Below are 18,927 nucleotides of genomic sequence, written 5' to 3'. Positions count from 1 at the left end.
GATAATAATCGTGCTGAACGCGCCATTAAACCGCTGGTCATTGGCAGAAAAAATTGGCTGTTCTCAAACACACCAAATGGTGCTGATGCGAGCGCGATGCTTTACAGCATCGTCGAGACAGCGAAAGCCAACGGCCTTATCCTCTACGACTACATGGTCAAGTGCATGAAAGAGCTCGCGAAAGCGGAGCCTGATATCGATGCGCTCCTACCTTGGAACTTCAAACATTAACAACACCGCCCCGTGGGTTCATGGGGCGCATACAGTACTTCCGCAACGAAATGGATGTAGACCGCGAAAACATCTACATCAGCAGCTATTGGAAACAGGGAGTGTCGGAAGACGGCCACAAGGTCATCAAGCGCGAAGATGCAGAGTTAAACGAGCAGTAATTCCCACTGACAAAAAAAAAGCCAAGTCGCTTTCATAGCAACTTGGCTTATTTTTCTCATTTAGCCTGTCTCTCAGTTCATGTTTTCAGCCAAGAAATCAATCAGTAAACGCACTTTTGGCGACAGGTTTCGGTTTTGTGGGTACAGCGCCCAAATACCTTCACGATCGTCTCGGTAATCGGTTAACACTTCCACCAGCTCGCCATTGTCTAACGCTTCTTGTACGTAGTAGTCCGGCAACTGTACCAAGCCTAAGCCACGTTTTGCCGCATCGACCAAAGCAAAACCACTGTTGCATTTGATTCGGCCAGAAACACGCAAAGACTTCTCACGCTTTTGCTCTTTAAAGTGCCAGTAATCGGCGGTACCGACCAAGCATTGGTGATGGCTCAGCTCAGACAAGGTATGCGGTTCACCCGAGCGATCTAAGTACGCAGGGCTAGCACACACGTAAAGCTGTCGGGATGACAAGCGCTTGGCAATCAAACTAGAGTCTTGCAAACGCCCAAGACGAATCGCCACATCGACGCCTTGCTCAATCAAATCTAACTTTTGGTTAGTCAGATTCAAATCCAGATTCACCTGCGGGTATTTCTCAATAAACTGGTGCAATAACGGCGCGAGGTTCATTTCGCCGTAAGTCACAGGTGCAGTCACTTTGAGCAAACCTTTCGGCTCGGCTTGCATCTGCGTTACCGCTAACTCTGCCAGCTCTAGACCTTCGACAAGGTTTTTACATTGCTGATAATAAAGTTGCCCCGCTTCGGTCAGAGAGACTTTGCGCGTAGTTCGATGCAGCAATTTAACCGCTAAACGCTCTTCCAACGCTGACACGCGGCGGCTGATTTGAGCCACCGACGTTTTAAGTTTGTTTGCTGCGCCTGTAAAGCTGTTGGTTTCTGCGACCGCGACAAATTCGCTCACGCCTTCCCAATTCGCCATGAATGTGGTTCCTGTGGAATTCTATGTATGCGTATTCTCACACAAAGTTAAATGCAGAGAAAACCTGTTTAAAAAGGATAGCCGACTAAATGTACAACTTGCTGCGGCCAAGTGATATTCAGAGAACGTACCATAGCATCACTGATACTAGCCCATTGATTGGGTTGAATTTCCATGTGCAAGTTATCTGTCGGCTGATAACCGCTGGACTGATAGACGTGCGTTCGCCCAAATAATATGGAAAAGGCATCTCCTCGCTCTATAGCATCCTGATGCACCGAATTGAGCAATGTTTTCACCAGTCCTTTCCCACGAAAGTTAGGCTGTACACAGACTTCCGCAATACCGCTAATGGGAAAAGATTGATCATCTATCATCACTTGCTTCTCGTGCGCTGCAAGGATTTCGCCATCCCAAATAAGGTAGCGATGTCGTGGCATTTCACGGAAGTATCGTTGAGTCTGAAAGATTTTATCTTGCTCTTTGGTAAAGCAAGTAGAAAGCAAATGCCTTAGCTTTGCATCGAGAGCTGGGGTGACTGCATCATCAAGTATGTATTCAAAGCGCATGATTGACCTCATTGATTTCCCATGATTAAAAGTAAACCTTTGAAAAACCACTTACTGGGATACAGCGCAAATAAAAAAAGCGCAGACTGAGCTGCGCTTTCCATTTTTCTCTCTGAGTGTTACTCAGTCTTCAGAATATCGCGCTTCACTTCACCCTTAAGATCAGTCAGCGTTTGCTGCTCAGTATCAATCAAGAAGTGAGCATTGGCTTCGCCCGTTGCGAATTTCTCAAGAATCACAAACAAGCTGCAAAGCGTGAGCGGAAGACCTCACCAGCTGAGTACTCTCCTAAGTCCCCAGTTCATCATACTGTCTATTATTAATAATTTAAAATAACAAAAAACACAAATAGACCAATCCCTATCATTCAGACACGCGATGCGATCGGTAGCGGTTTAAGATCTTGATATTCCGCATCCAGCTCAATACCAAAGTGTTGTTTGAGTGCGGATAGGTAAGCCGGCCCTGCTTCAAGCTCAACCTCCGTCGCCTCACCGTTAGCACGATGCTTTAAGGTGTAATTCGCCAGTGTGATGATCCCCGACTCTGTCGACAAGGTGGCGACTCGACTTGAGGTAAAGCGCGAAGCGGGTGAGGTAGAGGCAAAGTGATTGCCACAGATAATGTCGCCATCAAACACGTGTTCAAAGTCCATGCTGTACATATCAAGCCACTGGCTTTCATCGTCATAAGATTGAACTTGAAGCATATAGCCAACGCGCTCGTCTTCAATAAAACGGAACGTTTGGGTGTCGGTATAAATGGCTTGATTAAGAATAAATGGTAATGGTGCTCTCGGCGTATTAGCGCCAAAGCCAGCATCGACGATCCACTTTTCATCGCCCATGGTGACCAAAGTAAACTGATGCGTCCTGCCTAACGGCGTACCCGATAAATGCACCCGTCCCAATAATGGTCGCGCATCAAACCCAAGAGTTTGCAGTACTCTTAAAAGCAAGCCATTCAACTCAAAGCAATATCCCCCGCGGTTGTGGTAAACCAATTTGTCGATAATGTCTCGTTCAGAGGTGGATACACCCTTTCCTAACACAATATCAAAATTCTCAAACGGTAATTTTCTCTGTTGATTGATATGCAACTTGAACAATAATTCAATATTGATGTCTAAGGCTTGTGCAACACCTATTTTATCTAAGTAAGCCTGTAAATCCGTGTTGTTCATTTTGATCCTAACTCGCTGTTTCTTCGTGATGGCGACACAATAAAACCTCAACCGAAGTTGAGGTCAAACAGCAATGCGGTTTTTCTGGTACTTATTTATTTACTTGCACAGATAGCAGTTCCAACACCCATTATTACAGATGTGTAAAAATCATTTTCAATTTAACCGGATTATCATTTTTCGTGAAACACCTAAAATGGGCACCAACAAAACGACGCAGCGCAGAGAGAAACACTCAACTACGCTTATGACGTCACTCTATATACTGAGAATATAAAGGAAACATCCAATGGCACTTGAAATCAAACCAGGTCAAACTCACATTAAATCAAAAGCAATGGTTGCATGGGCTGCAGGTGAGCCGCTAAAAATGGAAGAAGTTGATGTACAACTTCCAAAAGCTGGCGAAGTTCTTGTTCGCATCGTTGCTACTGGTGTTTGTCACACTGACGCATTCACTCTATCAGGTGACGATCCAGAAGGTATCTTCCCTTCAATCCTTGGCCACGAAGGCGGCGGTATCGTTGAAATGGTTGGTGAAGGCGTAACAAGCGTTGAAGTTGGCGACCACGTAATTCCGCTTTACACAGCAGAATGTGGTGAGTGTAAGTTCTGTAAATCTGGCAAAACAAACCTATGTCAGGCAGTTCGTGAAACTCAAGGTAAAGGCCTAATGCCAGATGGCACAAGCCGCTTCTCTGTAAACGGTGAGACAATCTTCCACTACATGGGTTGTTCTACTTTCTCTGAGTACACTGTACTTCCAGAAATCTCACTAGCAAAAGTAAACAAAGAAGCACCACTTGAAGAAGTTTGTCTTCTAGGTTGTGGCGTAACCACTGGTATGGGTGCGGTACTAAACACAGCTAAAGTTGAAAAAGGCGACACTGTTGCTGTGTTCGGTCTAGGCGGTATCGGTCTTTCTGCAATCATCGGTGCTCGTATGGCTGGTGCAAGCAAGATCATCGGTGTAGACATCAACGAGAGCAAGTTCGAACTAGCAAAACAACTTGGCGCAACTGATTGCATCAACCCAATGAAATTCGACAAACCAATCCAAGACGTTATCGTTGAGATGACAGACGGTGGTGTTGACTACTCATTCGAATGTATCGGTAACGTAAACGTGATGCGTCAAGCACTTGAGTGTTGTCACAAAGGTTGGGGTGAGTCAGTAATCATTGGTGTTGCTGGTGCAGGTCAAGAGATCTCAACTCGTCCATTCCAACTAGTAACTGGTCGCGTATGGCGTGGTTCTGCTTTCGGTGGCGTTAAAGGCCGCTCAGAGCTTCCAGAAATCGTAAACCGCTACATGGCTGGTGAGTTCGGTCTACAAGAATTCATCACTCACACTATGGGTCTACAAGACGTGAACGAAGCGTTCGAATTGATGCACAAAGGTGAATCTATCCGTACTGTTCTTCACATGGATAAATAATCCAAGATAACGGCTCACGTAATGTGACTGATATTTGAAAATTTGAAATAGGCTCTCTTCTTTCTTGAACACGTTTTCTTTTGGGAAGAGAGCCATCCGCTGTCTTTAACGGTCTTGTCCGCCGTTAAAAATCATTGTTTTAAATATTCACTGTTTTAATTAAAGATTACTTTAACTAAACATTGTTTTATCGAGAGATTATCCATGACCATTGAAAGCCTAAGCCAAGCCAAAGTATTCGGTGGTTGGCATAAACAGTACACTCACGAATCTCGCGCTTTGAACTGCAACATGCGCTTCGCGATCTTCTTGCCACCTAACGCGACCAAATCAAACCCAGTGCCTGTGGTTTACTGGTTGTCTGGCTTGACATGTACCGATGAGAACTTCATGCAGAAAGCCGGTGCGTTTCGCATGGCGGCTGAGTTAGGTATCGCCATTGTGGCACCGGATACCAGCCCACGTGGTGACGACGTTGCAGACGACGAAAACTACGATCTGGGTAAAGGCGCAGGTTTCTACCTAAACGCCACTCAAGAGCCATGGTCACGCCACTACCATATGTACGATTACATCACCAAAGAATTGCCTGCGATCATTGAAAACAACTTCCCTGTTTCAGATGTTAAATCGATTTCGGGTCACAGCATGGGTGGTCACGGTGCAATCACCATTGGTCTGAAAAATTCAGATCAGTACCGTTCAATTTCAGCGTTCAGCCCAATCAGTAACCCAATGCAATGTCCTTGGGGCCAAAAAGCGTTTACCGCTTACCTAGGCACTGATATCGAAAGCTGGAAGCAGTACGACGCAAGCGAGTTGCTAAAGCAAGCAAAATCACCATTGCCAATCTTGGTAGATCAAGGTGATGCCGATAACTTCCTTGCTGAGCAATTAAAACCTGATGTGTTACTGGCGGCAGCAAAAGCCCATGATTCTGAAGTCGAACTGCGCATGCAGCCGGGTTACGACCACAGCTACTTCTTTATCTCGAGCTTTATCGCTGATCACTTGAACTTCCACGCTAAGTACTTATTTGCCTAACGCCAATTTTAACGCCGCAAGCAAATAGAAGAGCGCGGAAAACCAAACGGTTTAATAATCTTCTCTATACAAAGCCATCCAATTATTGGGTGGCTTTTTGTGTTCTAAAAACACTCACTTTACCTTTACATAACCCCATTGAAATATAGCAAGATGACGTCTAACTTGTAATTGAACGCCATTCAATTACTGCTAGTACTCTATGAAAAAAACAACGTCAGTCCTGCTAACCTCGACTTACTTCGGGTTGTTAGCAACCTCTCCTCTTGCCGAGGCGATAAGCTTTTTCGATCCCATTGATGGGCAATTAGATATGGGCGAATACCTTGCTGAAAACGCCTACGGCTTTTTACCTGTACCAATTGAGAAGCTGTCAGGCATGGACTTCGCCTTTAGCGATGAAGACAGCGCCGTCTATTTCCAAGTGGGCTCAGGCATCTAAGCCCACTCTAATCAAACCATCAAAGCAGCCGCCATCACGTCTGTCATTATCACGACTGATATTTAGGGTTCGCGCCGTATTGGTTCGAGCCTTCTTCACTGTCTTGAATCAAGAAGTACAACAGCACCAAAATACCGATGATTGGCACAAAAGCGATTAACGCCCACCAACCAACTCTTCCTGAATCGTGTAGACGACGTACAGTCACCGCGATCGACGGGATCATAATAAACAGCGCATAAATCACACCGAAGAAGCCAAAATTGTCCATTTGCATCACACTGCCAATCACCCGATCGATGATCCCCATCACCAAATTAACCAACACATTGACTAATGTAAAGTACCAATACTCTTGGCGTCTTGCCCTACCACTAAAGTTGGTATAATTGAGGATAACTTTGTAGTACCAATCAAACATATCGTCTCTCCTAATGAGATGAAAGTGTCGCGAAAGTTAGACAACACAATGCAAAATGCGCACAAAATGAGCGAAACAACATATTCATTCAATAGTTGTATTTTTAACTCTGCTATTAACCTTGACGTATATTCCACCAACGGTTACTTTTCACCCATAACGTATTATATAAATTCATCAAGTTGGCTCTATTATTAATAACTATATAACCGAGATTTCAGCAGATCGATTCTATGACGCGATCTTGCCGAAACAAGGGCAATAACTTCAAAGGGCACAAGATGAGAAAAACAGTAGTACTCGCTTTACTTTTGTTTGCACCCATACTTTTTGCAAACACGATACAGTTTAGCAGTTTAGAAAAATCCAATATCGTTGTGGCACTGTCAGACCTTGAGTCGATGCCTCAAACCACTTATACCACCGCTCTGCCTTGGCTTGAAAAGCCCGCCGAGTTTAATGGCGTAAAACTCAGTACACTTTTACAGCACACACTCGGTGAAGTTCCTCAGCACGTCCAAGTAAGGGCAATGAATGATTACTATTCCTATATTTCACGTGAAGACATCCTTCGTTACCAACCTATCATTGCGTATAAACAAGACCATAATTACATCAAGGTTCGCAATAAGGGACCATATTGGCTGATCTACCCAGTCACAAAATACCCAGAGCTTGATGTCAGTTACTACCACTCCCAAATGGTTTGGCAAATCAATAGGATCAGTACGAAAGAAGAAGAATGAAAGTACAACCCAACGTTCCCAAGCAGGGACCTTTTTCATCCCGAAGCAAAACCTTACTTCTGATTTTTGCTTCCACACTGCTGGTCGCCAATATCGTGCTACTGCAGGCAACGCGCGCACTGACCAAAACCTATTCGGATCAACAAAACCAAGCGACTTGGTTTTTATTTCATTTATCCAAAGAGTTATCGGAACTGGTTGGCGAAGCTAGGCGCCTAAACGAAAGCATCAATAATTTTGATAGCGCCGAATTACAATACGAACTCGCCTGGAGCCGCTTTGACCTTTTGATTCATAACAAAGAAGCTGATTCTTTCCTCTCCCGAGAAGAGGTTCGTGTGTATTTTATTTCCTTGTTTGACCGCTTTAAGCAGCTTGAGCCCATTTTAGTCGAAGCCAAAACAGGTAACAGCGTTGCGGCCAGTCAGTTTTATCGCGCAACACAAAACCTCTATATGGAGATGATTGATTACGTTACCCAGCACTTCCGTGTCGCGAGCCCGCTTTATAAGCAGCAACAGAAACAGGCCTATGACCTACTTCAAGCGCAATACCTGTTGCTAGGCATTTTCGTTATCACGGTAGCCTTAATGACGTATTTCTATAAACAAGAATCGAAGTTCCACAAAGCGCTTGCATTAAGCGACTCACTGACCGGCTTGGCTAACCGAAGCGCTTTGTTTATTGACCTACAAAACAAGCAGGAGTCAGGAACGACCTTTTCCCTGCTTTTGCTTGATTTGAACGGTTTTAAAAACATTAACGATACGCAAGGACACCAAGCGGGTGATATCGCATTGACCGAAGTCGCCGAGCGCTTGAAGCATATGGCTCTGGATAACTTTAAAGTCTATCGAATGGGTGGAGATGAATTTGCAGTCGTGATTAATTCAACGGTTAAACAAGATATCGAAGAAGCGAAGCGTCACATTCATGTGGTGTTTGAGAAGCCTATTTTTGCGTCTGACCAAGCAAGCTCTCTATCAACCAGCCTCGGCGCGGCATGCTACCCGCAAGACACCGACAACATTGACTTCCTGATCAATTTAGCGGATAAGCGCATGTACAAAATGAAATTCCAACGTTAAACGGATAACCATGATGAAAAACTTCATGCGAGCAGTGCTATTACTGCTAGTGATCGCGATAGGTGTGCTGGCTTGGGTGTTTATCCCATCGCACGAAACTGTAGGTGCGAAAACTCTCGAAGAAGCACTCAACGGCAACTACACGCTGGTTGGCCATCGCATTCATTCTACAGACCCTGACGCGGGTAACATGTTTGGTTACTTTGTCGTGTACAAAGGCGCAAGCACGGATGATTTGGAACCGTTTTTGGTGACTTCTGATCAGTTTATTCGCATGGTGCAAACCGGTGACAACACGCTAGCCCTCACCGTGAATGGTCGCATCTACCGCTACCATAACGACCTGTGGGTAGAGAACCCAGATGGCAAGTTGCAACATTGGTTTGTCAGCGCGACAGCGAAATACGTCCGCTGATTAGACGCATACTTAGCTTCAGATACTGAACTTCAGATAAACAAAAGCCCCGCTCACTAAGCAGCGGGGCTTTTTTATGTTCGAAATTGGCGAGGCAGAAATTACAGCACTTTCTCTTTGATCACTTTCATTACGCCAGAGTCACGATTGCTTGGTGCTGAGAAGCGTGCGATTTTCTTCACCGCTTCGTGCGCGTTTTCCATCGCGTAGGAATGCTTGCTCACTTGCAGCATCTCTAGGTCATTCAGGTAATCACCGAACGTCATGGTCTCTTCAGGACCAAAACCCATGGTTTCTTGAAGATGTTTGATGGCCGCACCTTTTGATGCTTCAGCATTCATGACATCCAGCCAAATCTTCGCACTCACCACCACTTGATGCGTGTCATCGAACTTCGCTTTCATGGTTGGGTACACTAACTCTTCCGAGCCACCAAAATGACAAATCGCGACCTTGATGAATTCATCATCTACGGCCAATAAATCTGGCACGTATTCACAACGGTGGTAGTATTTCTGGAACTCCTCCAACGCTTTCGGGTCTTGAGTTTCGATGTATGCAGAGCGCTTTCCACTCAGCACTAGGTGCGTACCTTCAATTTCGCGAGCCGCTTGAATGATCGCATCAATTTCCGACTTTGGAATGGTGCAGCTGTATAACTCTTTGTCCTGATACATCACCAAGGTGCCGTTTTCCGCCACATAAATCATACGATCTTGAATCGGTGCAAACGTATCGCGCAAACTGTAATACTGACGACCCGATGCTGCCGAAAACAAAATGCCCTTCTCTTCTAGCTGCAAAAACAGATCAAAGAACTCAGGGTCTAAACGACCATATTGGTCAAGCAAGGTGCCATCCATATCGGTGGCAATAAATTTGATGCTAGCTTGTGACATGACTTCAACTCAAAAATAAGCAGCACAGGTCACTCTGCGAATGAAAACGGCTGCAAAAAACAATCACGCTAAGGTACAGGATATTGGGTGAATCTCAAGCTGAATTGAACAAGGTAAGCTAGGCTCAAGATAGCAATCACAGCCAAAACAGGTACAATCCGTGCTCGATTTTTATTTCGCGCGGACTCACTCTCATGCACTCGCCTGAACAATGCTTTACTCGATTTACTGCGGATATTTCTGGCTACGACTTGCCAGCGCAGTTTACGTTTCCGTTCTACTACACGCCTCACCCATTATGTGTGTTGGCTGCCGAGCAATTGCAGCAGCACCTAATGACACAAACTGATTTCGAACACGATTTCGGTCTTGAGGGTGAGCAAAACGGACGCGGTAAAATGTTCGGTGTTTTGCTAGTACGTAACCCGCAAGGTGAGCTTGGCTACTTCAGTGCTTTCTCTGGCAAGATTGCCGATCAAAACTTGCTTCCGGGTTTTGTTCCGCCCGTATTCGACATGCTGACAGAAGAAGGCTTCTTCCGAGGTGAGACAGATGCTATCAATGCTGCGAACGCGGAATACAAAGCCTTTGCTACCAACCCAGAATTGGCACAACTGAAAGCAGAAATCAAAGCCTACCGCGAAGCGTATCAGCAAGAAGAAAATGCCCATCGCCAAGTGATGATTGCCGGTCGTGCAGAACGAAAACAGCAACGTAAGCAAGGCGAGCAAACCTTGAATCCAGAAGATCTAAAAGCGCTACTGGATGATTTGGGTAAACAAAGCGTCGCTGAGAAGAATGTACTCAAGTACCTCAAACAAGCTTGGGATGAAAAGCTGGCAATCAAAGAAGCGCGCTTAGCCGAGCTAGAACAAAAACTGGCAGAACTTAAAGAGCAGCGCAAAGACTTGTCTAACGTGCTACAGCACAAACTGCATCAACAATACCGCTTCTTGGATAACCACGGCGCAGAGCGCGATTTGGTGGACATTTTTGCTCCGACCACCAATCCAGTACCACCAGCGGGTGCGGGAGAATGCGCGGCGCCAAAACTGCTTCAGTTCGCGTACAAACATGGTTATCAGCCACTTGCATTGGCGGAGTTTTGGTGGGGCGTATCGCCGAAATCTGAAGTGCGTCAGCACAAGAAATTCTACCCATCTTGCAACAGCAAATGCCAACCTATTTTGGGGCATATGCTGCAAGGCTTGGATGTGGAACCAAACCCATTAGCAGAGAACTGGGCAGAAGATAAAGAGCTGGAAATTCTGTTTCAAGACGAAGCCATGGTGATCGTCAACAAGCCTTCGGGCCTGCTTTCCGTTCCGGGCAAAACCATCAAGGATTCGGCGTACACACGCCTGCAAACAATGTTCCCAGATGTCGAAGGGCCGTTCGTGATTCACCGCTTAGATATGGCGACGTCGGGGATTCTCATATTTGCCTTAACCAAACGAGCAAACAAGAGCCTGCAAAAACAGTTCATCACTCGCGGTGTACAAAAGCGCTACATGGCACTGCTAGAAGGTGTATTAACCGAGCCTGAAGGTGAAATCTCGCTACCGATGCGTGGCGATCCGGATGACCGTCCACGTCAACTGGTATGCTTTGAACACGGTAAACCTGCTGAAACTTACTGGCAGTTGATTGAAGTGAAAGATGGACGTAGCAAGGTGTACATGTACCCGAAAACAGGACGAACCCACCAGCTACGTGTACACAGCGCGCACCACATGGGATTGAACATGGCGATGGTTGGCGACGGCTTGTATGGCGAAAAAGCTAATCGCCTGCATTTGCATGCGGAGATGTTGGAGTTGGACCATCCATACAGCAAGGAGCGCATGTGTTTCCAAGCAGAGTGTGAGTTTTAAAGCGGCTTATCCATGCAGAATAGATAGCAAAAAGGCGCTGAGTTACAGCGCCTTTTTTACGTGTAGAGCGAGCAAGAGTTTCCCGACTGCGCTCCTCCATCGCTATCGGGAACGACGCGTTATAGAACAAGGTTTCCAATCACCATAACTAAACATTGTCATTCCAGAATTAAGGGACGAGATATCTGGCATCTCAATTTAAAGTAACTCCACGTGAAAAGCAGATAGCAAAAAGGCGCTGAGTTACAGCGCCTTTTTTACGTAAAGAGCGAGCAAGAGATTCCCGACTGCGCTCCTCCGTCGCTATCGGGAATGACGCTTTATAGAACAAGGTTTCAAATCACCATAACTAAACATTGTCATTCCAGAATCGAGGAACGAGATGTCTGGAATCTCGGTTTTTTGTGAACAGAAGTTAGCTTACTTTAAACTTCGTCCATACTTGAGAGCGCCAACGTCTTGCCATGATGATGCCGCGTACCCATTCATCCAAAGCAATCGCCATCCACGCACCAATCACGCCGTAGCCCAAGTGAATAACCAAGATGTAAGAGAACACCACACCCAGGCCCCACATGCTGAGAATCCCCATCTGTACTGGGAACTTGATATCACCAGCGCCTTTCAGTGCCGAGATGAAGATCAAGTTAAACACGCGGCCAGCTTCTAACACGATAGACCCCATCACTAAGGCACCTGCCAATGCCAAGATTTCTGGCTGATCGGTAAACACGCTCAAAATCTCTTCGTGGAACAGGTAAATCAAACACGTTGCCGCCGTTGATGCAGCAAAGCCGACCAAGAAGTAGATCTGCACGCGTTTCAGAATGCTGCTTACCCAACCTTTACCAATGTAGTAACCCGTTTGGATTTGAGCCGCCTGACCAATCGCTAGCGCAAACGCGAAAGAGAAACGCGCGATGTTTTGTGCATAAGTAAATGCCGCGAGCGAAGAGGTGCCCATTTGCACCACAAAGTAGACGATACAGATTTGCGCCATGTTGTATGACAGCACTTCACCCGCGTTCATGCCACCGATTTTTAGGATCTTCTTGAACACATCTTTCGGCACTTGTTTAAGCTTAGACATTGGCAGTTCGATGCTGCTGCGTTTCAAAATCAGGCCCAACAATAATGTACCGATTACTTGGCTCACGACTGTCGCCACTGCAACACCTTCAACGCCATACACAGGCAAACCAAACGGCTGATACAGCGCAATGTAGTTACCGATGATGTTGAACACGCCAGAAATTAGGTTAACGACCATTGGCGAGCGTGAATAACCGTGGCTACGTAGAATCGTGGTGAAGACAATACCGATGGTGACGTTGAATGTCATCGCACCGCTGATAAGCAAATATTCACGCGCATACTGCTCAACTTGAGCCTCTAGCCCGTAATACGGCAAAAAGAACACCGCGCCAATCACGGCCAGCACACTCAAGAAAGCACCTACAATCACCGACAAAGCGATACTGGCAACACCGACATCAACGGAGTCTTTCTCACGCCCTGCGCCATTGTATTGCGCGATCAAGATACCCGTGCCGCTGCTGACAAAGGTAGAAACGATGATCAGGAAAAACGTTAACTGTGTGATTACCCCAACCGCAGACACGGCTTTGTCTGAGTAACCACTCAACATGAATACGTCACTGGTTCCTAAAGCCGTCCGTAGCAAAATTTCGACAAGTATCGGCCAAGCCAATGCCACGATGGACATACGTTGGTTGATATTCTGGCTTTTAGGCATGTGTTTGGGACCTTTCCTACAACTAAAAACTGCCCCACAGATAACTGTGAGGCAGTTCAAAAAATTAGATTCCTTAGAATTTGGCTATTTTGATAATTGTGCACTTAACCACCAAAATGCAGGCGCGAATTCTAGACGGAGTTTGGTCACAAATACAACAAGATTTCGTCGAGTTTCGGAAAATATTTTCTAATGGGTTTGGCGACTTATCTCAACTTGATTGGCGGAACTTAGACACCGTTGATTGGCGGACAATCAGATCGATCGGAGGTAGACGCACTTCATGCCTTTGACCACTCAATAAATTGAGTATGGACTCGGCACAAATGGCTCCAACTTCTTCAATCGGCTGTCTCAGTGTCGTAAGTGCTGGCGTGAAATATTGTGAGGTCGGCAAGTCATCAAAGCCGATCACAGACACATCCTCTGGCACACGAACGTCGTGGTCATGCAGAGCCTTGATCGCCCCATAAGCCGTTTGGTCATTGGCAGCAAACAATGCAGAGAAATGCACTTTAGATTCGAGCAATTCCACCGTTTTTTGATAACCAGACTCACTGCTGAAATCACCTTGTTTGACTAATTTTGGCATCACCTTAATGCCTGCCTCTTGCAGAGCGTTCTTGTAACCAACAAAGCGAGCCACCGCATCTGGTTGATTCAAAAGACCTTTGATATGAGCGATGTTCACATGACCTTGTTGCATCAAATGTAGTGTCGCCATGTATCCGCCCAATACATTATCTATATTTATGGATCGAACCTTATCGCCAATGACATTGTATCCAACTGCAACAACCGGAATTCGCTCTGCATATTCCAGTATCTGCGCTTCCGTCAAACTGCCCGTTACAATGATGACCCCATCGACATTGCTCTTCGCCAAATACTCCAAAGAATGCGATTCCAATGAACGCTGCCAATGCCCCGTCGCAATCACCAACGAGTAACCCTGAGTATTCAGAACCTTTTCCATATCATTAAGGATACGACTGGAGTGCGGGCTTTCTGGGTGTTGGATAAGAACGCCAATGGTCATAGAACGCGTGTTAGTGCCCTGACCCATTTGATAATTTGGCTTATAGCCCAGTGACTTGATCGCTTTTTCTATGTTTTGGCTTTTATCATCAGAGACAAAGGTCGTGCGATTGAGGAAACGTGATACGGTGCTCGGTGACACACCTGCCAACTTGGCAACATCATAGATGGATGCCGCTCTTTTCTTCTTTTTCATTGTAGGAATTTCCCCAGCAAGCTAATAACAAAAATATAATTTGCAGCGGGAGACGCGACAACATTTTGATATGGGAAATGAGAGCTAGATAAGTCGCCAGTACGCAAGCGCGCACTGGCTTTCATATCGGGGATTTAGAATGTCGCAAGCGATTTTTCACTCAGTGCATCAAATAGGTGAATCGCATCCAAATCCAAGTACAGAGTCAGCGTATCCACATCTACTTCTGCCGCTTGTGTTTCAACCATAAGCGGCTGACCTGCGATTTCTGTTTTCAGTAGGATACTCGCGCCCAATAGCTCCTTGTCTTTGATTTTGACTGGGAACGGCAACACGCGGTCGTGGTCGACTTGTTCGGAACGCAAATGGATGTCGGTAGGACGAACACCAAAGTGCAGCGCTAAATTCTTCGATGCGTGTGCTTTGAAACGCTCTGGTAGAGGAATACGAACATCACCCAGTTCGACTTCCCAATTGCCCTCTTCACCAATCAGCTTGGCGTCCAACATGTTCATCGATGGGTTACCAATGAACTGCGCCACAAACTTGTTTGCCGGACGTTGGAACACTTCTGTCGGTGTGCCGACTTGAGCCACGTAACCGTCTTTAAGAATCACGATGCGGTCAGCCAATGTCATCGCTTCAATCTGATCATGAGTCACATAAATCGTGGTGGTTTTCAGCTCACGATGCAGCTGCTTGATCTCCTCACGCATCACGCCACGCAGTTTGGCATCCAGATTCGATAATGGCTCATCAAATAAGAACACCTTAGGCGTGCGAACCATGGCACGCCCCATGGCAACACGTTGGCGTTGACCACCAGACAACTCTTTTGGTTTGCGATCCAACAGTGCATCCAGTTCAAGCATCTTCGCCGCTTTACGCACTTCTACGTCGATTTGGTCTTTTGGCATGCCTTTCAGTTTGAGTGCAAAAGCGATGTTCTCGTATACCGTCATATGTGGGTAAAGCGCGTAGCTTTGGAACACCATGGCAAGATCGCGGTCTTTGGCATCGATTTTGTTCATCAACTTATCGCCAACGTAAATCTCACCGCCAGTGATGCTTTCCAAGCCCGCCAGCATTCGTAGCGTAGTCGACTTACCGCAGCCCGATGGACCAAGGAAAACCACAAACTCACCATCTTGCACCGTGAAGTCGAAGTGTTTCACTACCTCGACATCATCGTAGGATTTCTTGATGTTTTTGAATTCGACTTTTGCCATTACTGGTTCTCCTCTGCTCGGTCTAGCAGCATATTACGGTAAGCAATTGCGCTCGCTTTTAAGGTGCGCTTTTGCGTTTGGTAATCCACGTGAACAATGCCAAAGCGCTGCTTATAACCGTAAGCCCACTCAAAGTTATCCATGAGGCTCCAAGCGAAGTAACCATCCACATCCACACCCACTTTAATCGCGGCATCCAACGCTACTAGATGCTGCTGGAAGTAACGCACGCGCTGCTCATCATTCACTTCGCCTTCAATGCAATGATCATCGCCTGCTGCGCCGTTTTCTGTGATGTAAAGTGGTGGCAAGTTCGGGTAACGGTCATTCAAACGCAGAAGCAAATCTGTCAGTGCTTGCGGGTGAATTTCCCAACCAATGAATGTGTGCTCTTGTTCTGGTTGAGGTACCGTTTCAATATCGCCATGTTCGTTGTAGCGCACAACACAACGGGTGTAGAAGTTAATGCCGATAAAGTCCAAATCGGTCTGGATGATGTCGAGATCGCCCTCTAGAATCATTGGCATGTTGTGCGATTGGCGCTTTACCACAAGCTGCGGATATTCGCCTTTTAATACCGGGTCCATAAACCAGTGGTAACCTTCCGCATCGCTGTACTCTGCCGCACCGATATCTGCCTCGCCATATGGGTAAGCAGGTGTCGCATTGAACACACAACCGTGCATCGCATTTGGTGCGTTCTTGCGCATGTGTGGAATCGCCAAACCATGTGCCAGCATCAAGTGGTGCGCAGACAAGAAACCTTCACGCTCGCCTTTAAGGCCAGGAGCATGTTCACCCCAACGGTAGCCCAGATAAGCAGAGCAGAACGGTTCGTTCAATGTCGCGTATGAATCAATCTTATCACCGAAGTAAGCACTAACTACCTTCGCGTATTCCTCAAACTTGTAAGCCGTTTCTCGGTTTAGCCAACCGCCTTTGTCTTCTAGGTATTGCGGTAGATCCCAATGGTAAAGCGTAACGAAAACCTTCAAACCGCGAGCGTGACACTCATCGATGATTTGCTCGTAAAACTTCAAACCTTCTTCATTCACTTTGCCATCTTCAGGGATGATGCGCGGCCACGCCATCGATAGACGGTAAGCGCCCACACCCAAACCTTGAATCATCTCAATGTCTTGCTTCCACAAATGGAAGTGATCACATGCCACGTCGCCATTATCTGCGTTATCAACTGCGCCTGGCTTATTGCAAAACGTGTCCCAAATCGAAGGCGTACGACCACCTAGCTGAGCACCACCCTCAATCTGATAAGAAGAGGTTGCGACACCAAATAAGAACTCTGGGCTACGTAATTTTGAATCTTGTGGTAGTTGGAATTTATTCATTGTTATAAAACCTTTTGTTTCGCTTAGCCCTTGACGGCACCAGAGGTCAAGCCGCTGATCATCTGTTTTGAGGCAAATAAGTAAGTAATCACTAACGGTAAAATGGAGATGGTGGTTCCGAGCATCACCGCTCCCCACGGCGTATTCGGAATGCCCTGCACGCTTCGCAGTGCCTGCGTAATCACGTAGTTTTCTGGCGTTGTCAGTACCACAAGTGGCTGCATGAACATGTTCCAGAAGAAAACAAACTGCACGATTGCTAGGGTTGCGAGCGCCGGTTTCATCAGTGGCAATACCACGCTCCAGTAAGTTCTAAATTCACCCGCGCCATCGAGCTTCGCCGCTTCTAACAGCTCTTTCGGAATCGATGCCACCACGTGCTGACGCATCAAGAAGATGCCAAATGGCGTGGTGGTGAACGGTAACCAAACCGCAAGGTGGTTATCGAGCAAGCCGAGGAATTTCACGATCATGAAGTACGGGATCAAGCTCAGTACAGGTGGAATCATCATCGAGCCAACCAACATACCAAACAGCACGTTTTTGCCTTTGAACTTGTAGACTGCAAACGCATAGCCGCCCATGCTACAAAACAGCAGTGAAATCGTGGTGCCTAGGAACGCGATGTAGATGGAGTTAAACATCGCCTGCCAGAACGGCATGATTTCCAGTAGCTTTGCGTAGTTCACCGCAAGGCTGTCACCAATCGCAAAGCTGATGCCTGTGCCGAAGATTTCAGTACGGTCACGCGTCGATAGCAACGCCGACCAAATGAATGGGAACACAGTCATGATGGCAGACACCACCAACACAGTGCCGAGCATCACCATCAGTATCTTGGTAAAGATCTCGATGCTGCGATCGCTAGGTCGCCAACGCTGCGCCGCAGGTAAAGTGTTAGTACTCATCTTATTGCTCCCCTAGACCTTTCTTACCGAAGAAGAAGAATTGAACCGCTGTACAGCCTGCAATCAAGGTAAAGAGCAGCCATGAAATTGCTGACGCTGTACCCATTTCTAACCATTCCCAACCCACTTTGTAGAGGTACATAGAGATGGTTAAGCCAGACTGACCCGTACCACCAGTACCGCGCGTCAGAACAAATGGTTCTTCGAACAACTGCAAGTTACCGATGATGGTCATGGTGACCGCAAAGAAGATGAATGGACGAATCATTGGTAGTGAAATGCTCCAGAATCGACGCCATGCGTTTGCGCCGTCCATACGAGCCGCTTCTAGGATGTCTCTCGGAATCGTCATCAAGCCAGTGGTGTAAAGCACGATGTTGAAACCGGTGTATTTCCAGAACACCATGATGGCGATGGAAGGCTTAACCATGGTCGCGTCATCTAACCAACGGATTGGCTGGAAGTCGTTCACCCAAGAGAATGCCCAACCAAACAAGGTACTGTCTGCCAGTGCCATCAAGCTTTGGTTGATGATGCCCGAGTTTGGTGAGTACATATTGAAGAAGATAAGCGACGCTGCCACCGTAGATGTGATGAACGGTAGAAAGTAAGCCGACGTCAACCAATGACGGAAACGGTCACCCAGCGACACCAAGATGTACGCCACAGGTAAGGCAACTAAGTGTTGAGCCACGCCTGATGTGATCGCTAGCCAAAGCGTGTTCTTCAATGAGCGCCACAGCCACGGGTCTGTCAGTGCAATGTGGTAGTTTTCGAACCCCACATAGTCCATAGCGCCCAAACCCTCGACTGGGTTCCACTCATGAAAAGAAAGAAAAATAGAAAACAGCAACGGAAAAATTCCGAACACTGAAAAGATGATCAAAAACGGCAATAGGAATCCATAAGGTGTAAGCGCTTTCAAATTCAGACGAGAAAAAGTGCCCTTACTTTCTGGAGTTTCCATAACCTTGCTCGCTGCATGATTCATAGTAACG

At 46.6% G+C, this 18,927-nt stretch carries 18 protein-coding genes and 2 pseudogenes; 9 read left to right on the top strand and 11 right to left on the bottom strand.

What is annotated here, in order from left to right:
- Positions 1 to 231 (top strand): transposase (locus tag KIV40_RS22565; protein WP_285347800.1); only part of this gene is annotated, 231 nt, incomplete at its 5' end.
- A gap of 32 nt (positions 232 to 263) precedes the next feature.
- A pseudogene (locus KIV40_RS22560) lies at positions 264 to 392 on the top strand (siderophore-interacting protein); the annotation flags it as partial.
- Between the two features lie 72 nt (positions 393 to 464).
- Here the strand turns inward: KIV40_RS22560 and KIV40_RS22555 are convergent.
- From KIV40_RS22555 to KIV40_RS22545, 3 genes are all read right to left on the bottom strand, one after another.
- Complete coding sequence (locus tag KIV40_RS22555; protein ID WP_012130263.1) at positions 465 to 1,334, bottom strand: LysR family transcriptional regulator; 870 nt, start codon at positions 1,332 to 1,334, stop codon at positions 465 to 467.
- 68 nt (positions 1,335 to 1,402) lie between these two features.
- Positions 1,403 to 1,903 (bottom strand): GNAT family N-acetyltransferase, encoded by a 501-nt coding sequence (locus tag KIV40_RS22550; protein WP_285351414.1) that lies wholly within the window; start codon positions 1,901 to 1,903, stop codon positions 1,403 to 1,405.
- A 367-nt stretch (positions 1,904 to 2,270) separates the two neighbouring features.
- On the bottom strand, positions 2,271 to 3,086 hold the full coding sequence (locus tag KIV40_RS22545; RefSeq protein ID WP_012130266.1) for an arylamine N-acetyltransferase: 816 nt from the start codon (positions 3,084 to 3,086) through the stop codon (positions 2,271 to 2,273).
- A gap of 289 nt (positions 3,087 to 3,375) precedes the next feature.
- Here KIV40_RS22545 and KIV40_RS22540 point away from each other — a divergent pair, with 289 nt between their 5' ends.
- From KIV40_RS22540 to KIV40_RS22530, 3 genes and pseudogenes are all read left to right on the top strand, one after another.
- Complete coding sequence (locus tag KIV40_RS22540; protein ID WP_005428461.1) at positions 3,376 to 4,524, top strand: S-(hydroxymethyl)glutathione dehydrogenase/class III alcohol dehydrogenase; 1,149 nt, start codon at positions 3,376 to 3,378, stop codon at positions 4,522 to 4,524.
- 204 nt (positions 4,525 to 4,728) lie between these two features.
- A complete protein-coding gene (fghA, locus tag KIV40_RS22535; RefSeq protein WP_005428252.1) occupies positions 4,729 to 5,568 on the top strand; it encodes an S-formylglutathione hydrolase in 840 nt (279 codons plus the stop codon).
- Positions 5,569 to 5,770: 202 nt separating this feature from the next.
- Positions 5,771 to 5,932, top strand: a pseudogene (locus tag KIV40_RS22530) (glyceraldehyde-3-phosphate dehydrogenase); the annotation flags it as partial.
- A gap of 127 nt (positions 5,933 to 6,059) precedes the next feature.
- Here KIV40_RS22530 and KIV40_RS22525 read toward each other — a convergent pair.
- The gene (locus KIV40_RS22525; RefSeq protein ID WP_005428270.1) at positions 6,060 to 6,431 is read right to left on the bottom strand and encodes a DUF805 domain-containing protein; all 372 of its coding nucleotides are present in this window, start codon (positions 6,429 to 6,431) and stop codon (positions 6,060 to 6,062) included.
- 281 nt (positions 6,432 to 6,712) lie between these two features.
- On the opposite strand from KIV40_RS22525, the gene KIV40_RS22520 reads away from it, so the two are divergent.
- The 3 genes from KIV40_RS22520 to KIV40_RS22510 are packed head-to-tail and all read left to right on the top strand — an operon-like array spanning position 6,713 to position 8,680.
- Complete coding sequence (locus KIV40_RS22520) at positions 6,713 to 7,177, top strand: oxidoreductase (protein ID WP_041853500.1); 465 nt, start codon at positions 6,713 to 6,715, stop codon at positions 7,175 to 7,177.
- Complete coding sequence (locus tag KIV40_RS22515) at positions 7,174 to 8,265, top strand: GGDEF domain-containing protein (RefSeq protein ID WP_012130270.1); 1,092 nt, start codon at positions 7,174 to 7,176, stop codon at positions 8,263 to 8,265. The genes KIV40_RS22520 and KIV40_RS22515 overlap by 4 nt, the downstream gene beginning before the upstream one ends.
- Before the next feature lie 10 nt (positions 8,266 to 8,275).
- Complete coding sequence (locus KIV40_RS22510; protein WP_285351410.1) at positions 8,276 to 8,680, top strand: hypothetical protein; 405 nt, start codon at positions 8,276 to 8,278, stop codon at positions 8,678 to 8,680.
- A 101-nt stretch (positions 8,681 to 8,781) separates the two neighbouring features.
- Here the strand turns inward: KIV40_RS22510 and KIV40_RS22505 are convergent, their stop codons facing one another.
- Positions 8,782 to 9,579: a Cof-type HAD-IIB family hydrolase gene (locus KIV40_RS22505; RefSeq protein ID WP_285351408.1), complete on the bottom strand. Its 798-nt coding sequence runs from the start codon at positions 9,577 to 9,579 to the stop codon at positions 8,782 to 8,784.
- A gap of 194 nt (positions 9,580 to 9,773) precedes the next feature.
- Here KIV40_RS22505 and KIV40_RS22500 point away from each other — a divergent pair, with 194 nt between their 5' ends.
- Positions 9,774 to 11,453 carry an RluA family pseudouridine synthase gene (locus KIV40_RS22500; RefSeq protein ID WP_228175002.1) on the top strand — a complete coding sequence of 560 codons (1,680 nt, stop codon included), beginning with the start codon at positions 9,774 to 9,776 and terminating at the stop codon, positions 11,451 to 11,453.
- A gap of 415 nt (positions 11,454 to 11,868) precedes the next feature.
- Here KIV40_RS22500 and KIV40_RS22495 read toward each other — a convergent pair whose 3' ends face one another.
- From KIV40_RS22495 to KIV40_RS22470, 6 genes are all read right to left on the bottom strand, one after another.
- Positions 11,869 to 13,209 carry an MATE family efflux transporter gene (locus KIV40_RS22495; protein WP_012130274.1) on the bottom strand — a complete coding sequence of 447 codons (1,341 nt, stop codon included), beginning with the start codon at positions 13,207 to 13,209 and terminating at the stop codon, positions 11,869 to 11,871.
- A 211-nt stretch (positions 13,210 to 13,420) separates the two neighbouring features.
- On the bottom strand, positions 13,421 to 14,443 hold the full coding sequence (locus tag KIV40_RS22490; RefSeq protein ID WP_012130275.1) for a LacI family DNA-binding transcriptional regulator: 1,023 nt from the start codon (positions 14,441 to 14,443) through the stop codon (positions 13,421 to 13,423).
- 134 nt (positions 14,444 to 14,577) lie between these two features.
- Positions 14,578 to 15,672, bottom strand: a complete 1,095-nt coding sequence (locus KIV40_RS22485) for an ABC transporter ATP-binding protein (RefSeq protein WP_010648031.1) — start codon at positions 15,670 to 15,672, stop codon at positions 14,578 to 14,580.
- Complete coding sequence (locus KIV40_RS22480; RefSeq protein ID WP_285351404.1) at positions 15,672 to 17,021, bottom strand: GH1 family beta-glucosidase; 1,350 nt, start codon at positions 17,019 to 17,021, stop codon at positions 15,672 to 15,674. The genes KIV40_RS22485 and KIV40_RS22480 overlap by 1 nt, the downstream gene beginning before the upstream one ends.
- Before the next feature lie 23 nt (positions 17,022 to 17,044).
- Positions 17,045 to 17,929: a carbohydrate ABC transporter permease gene (locus KIV40_RS22475; protein ID WP_012130277.1), complete on the bottom strand. Its 885-nt coding sequence runs from the start codon at positions 17,927 to 17,929 to the stop codon at positions 17,045 to 17,047.
- 1 nt (position 17,930) lies between these two features.
- On the bottom strand, positions 17,931 to 18,920 hold the full coding sequence (locus tag KIV40_RS22470) for a sugar ABC transporter permease (protein ID WP_285351403.1): 990 nt from the start codon (positions 18,918 to 18,920) through the stop codon (positions 17,931 to 17,933).
- Positions 18,921 to 18,927 lie beyond the last annotated feature (7 nt).

Source organism: Vibrio sp. D173a, from assembly GCF_030248475.1.
Note: the sequence above shows the minus strand (reverse complement) of the source record. Positions and strands in the feature narration are given on the sequence as shown.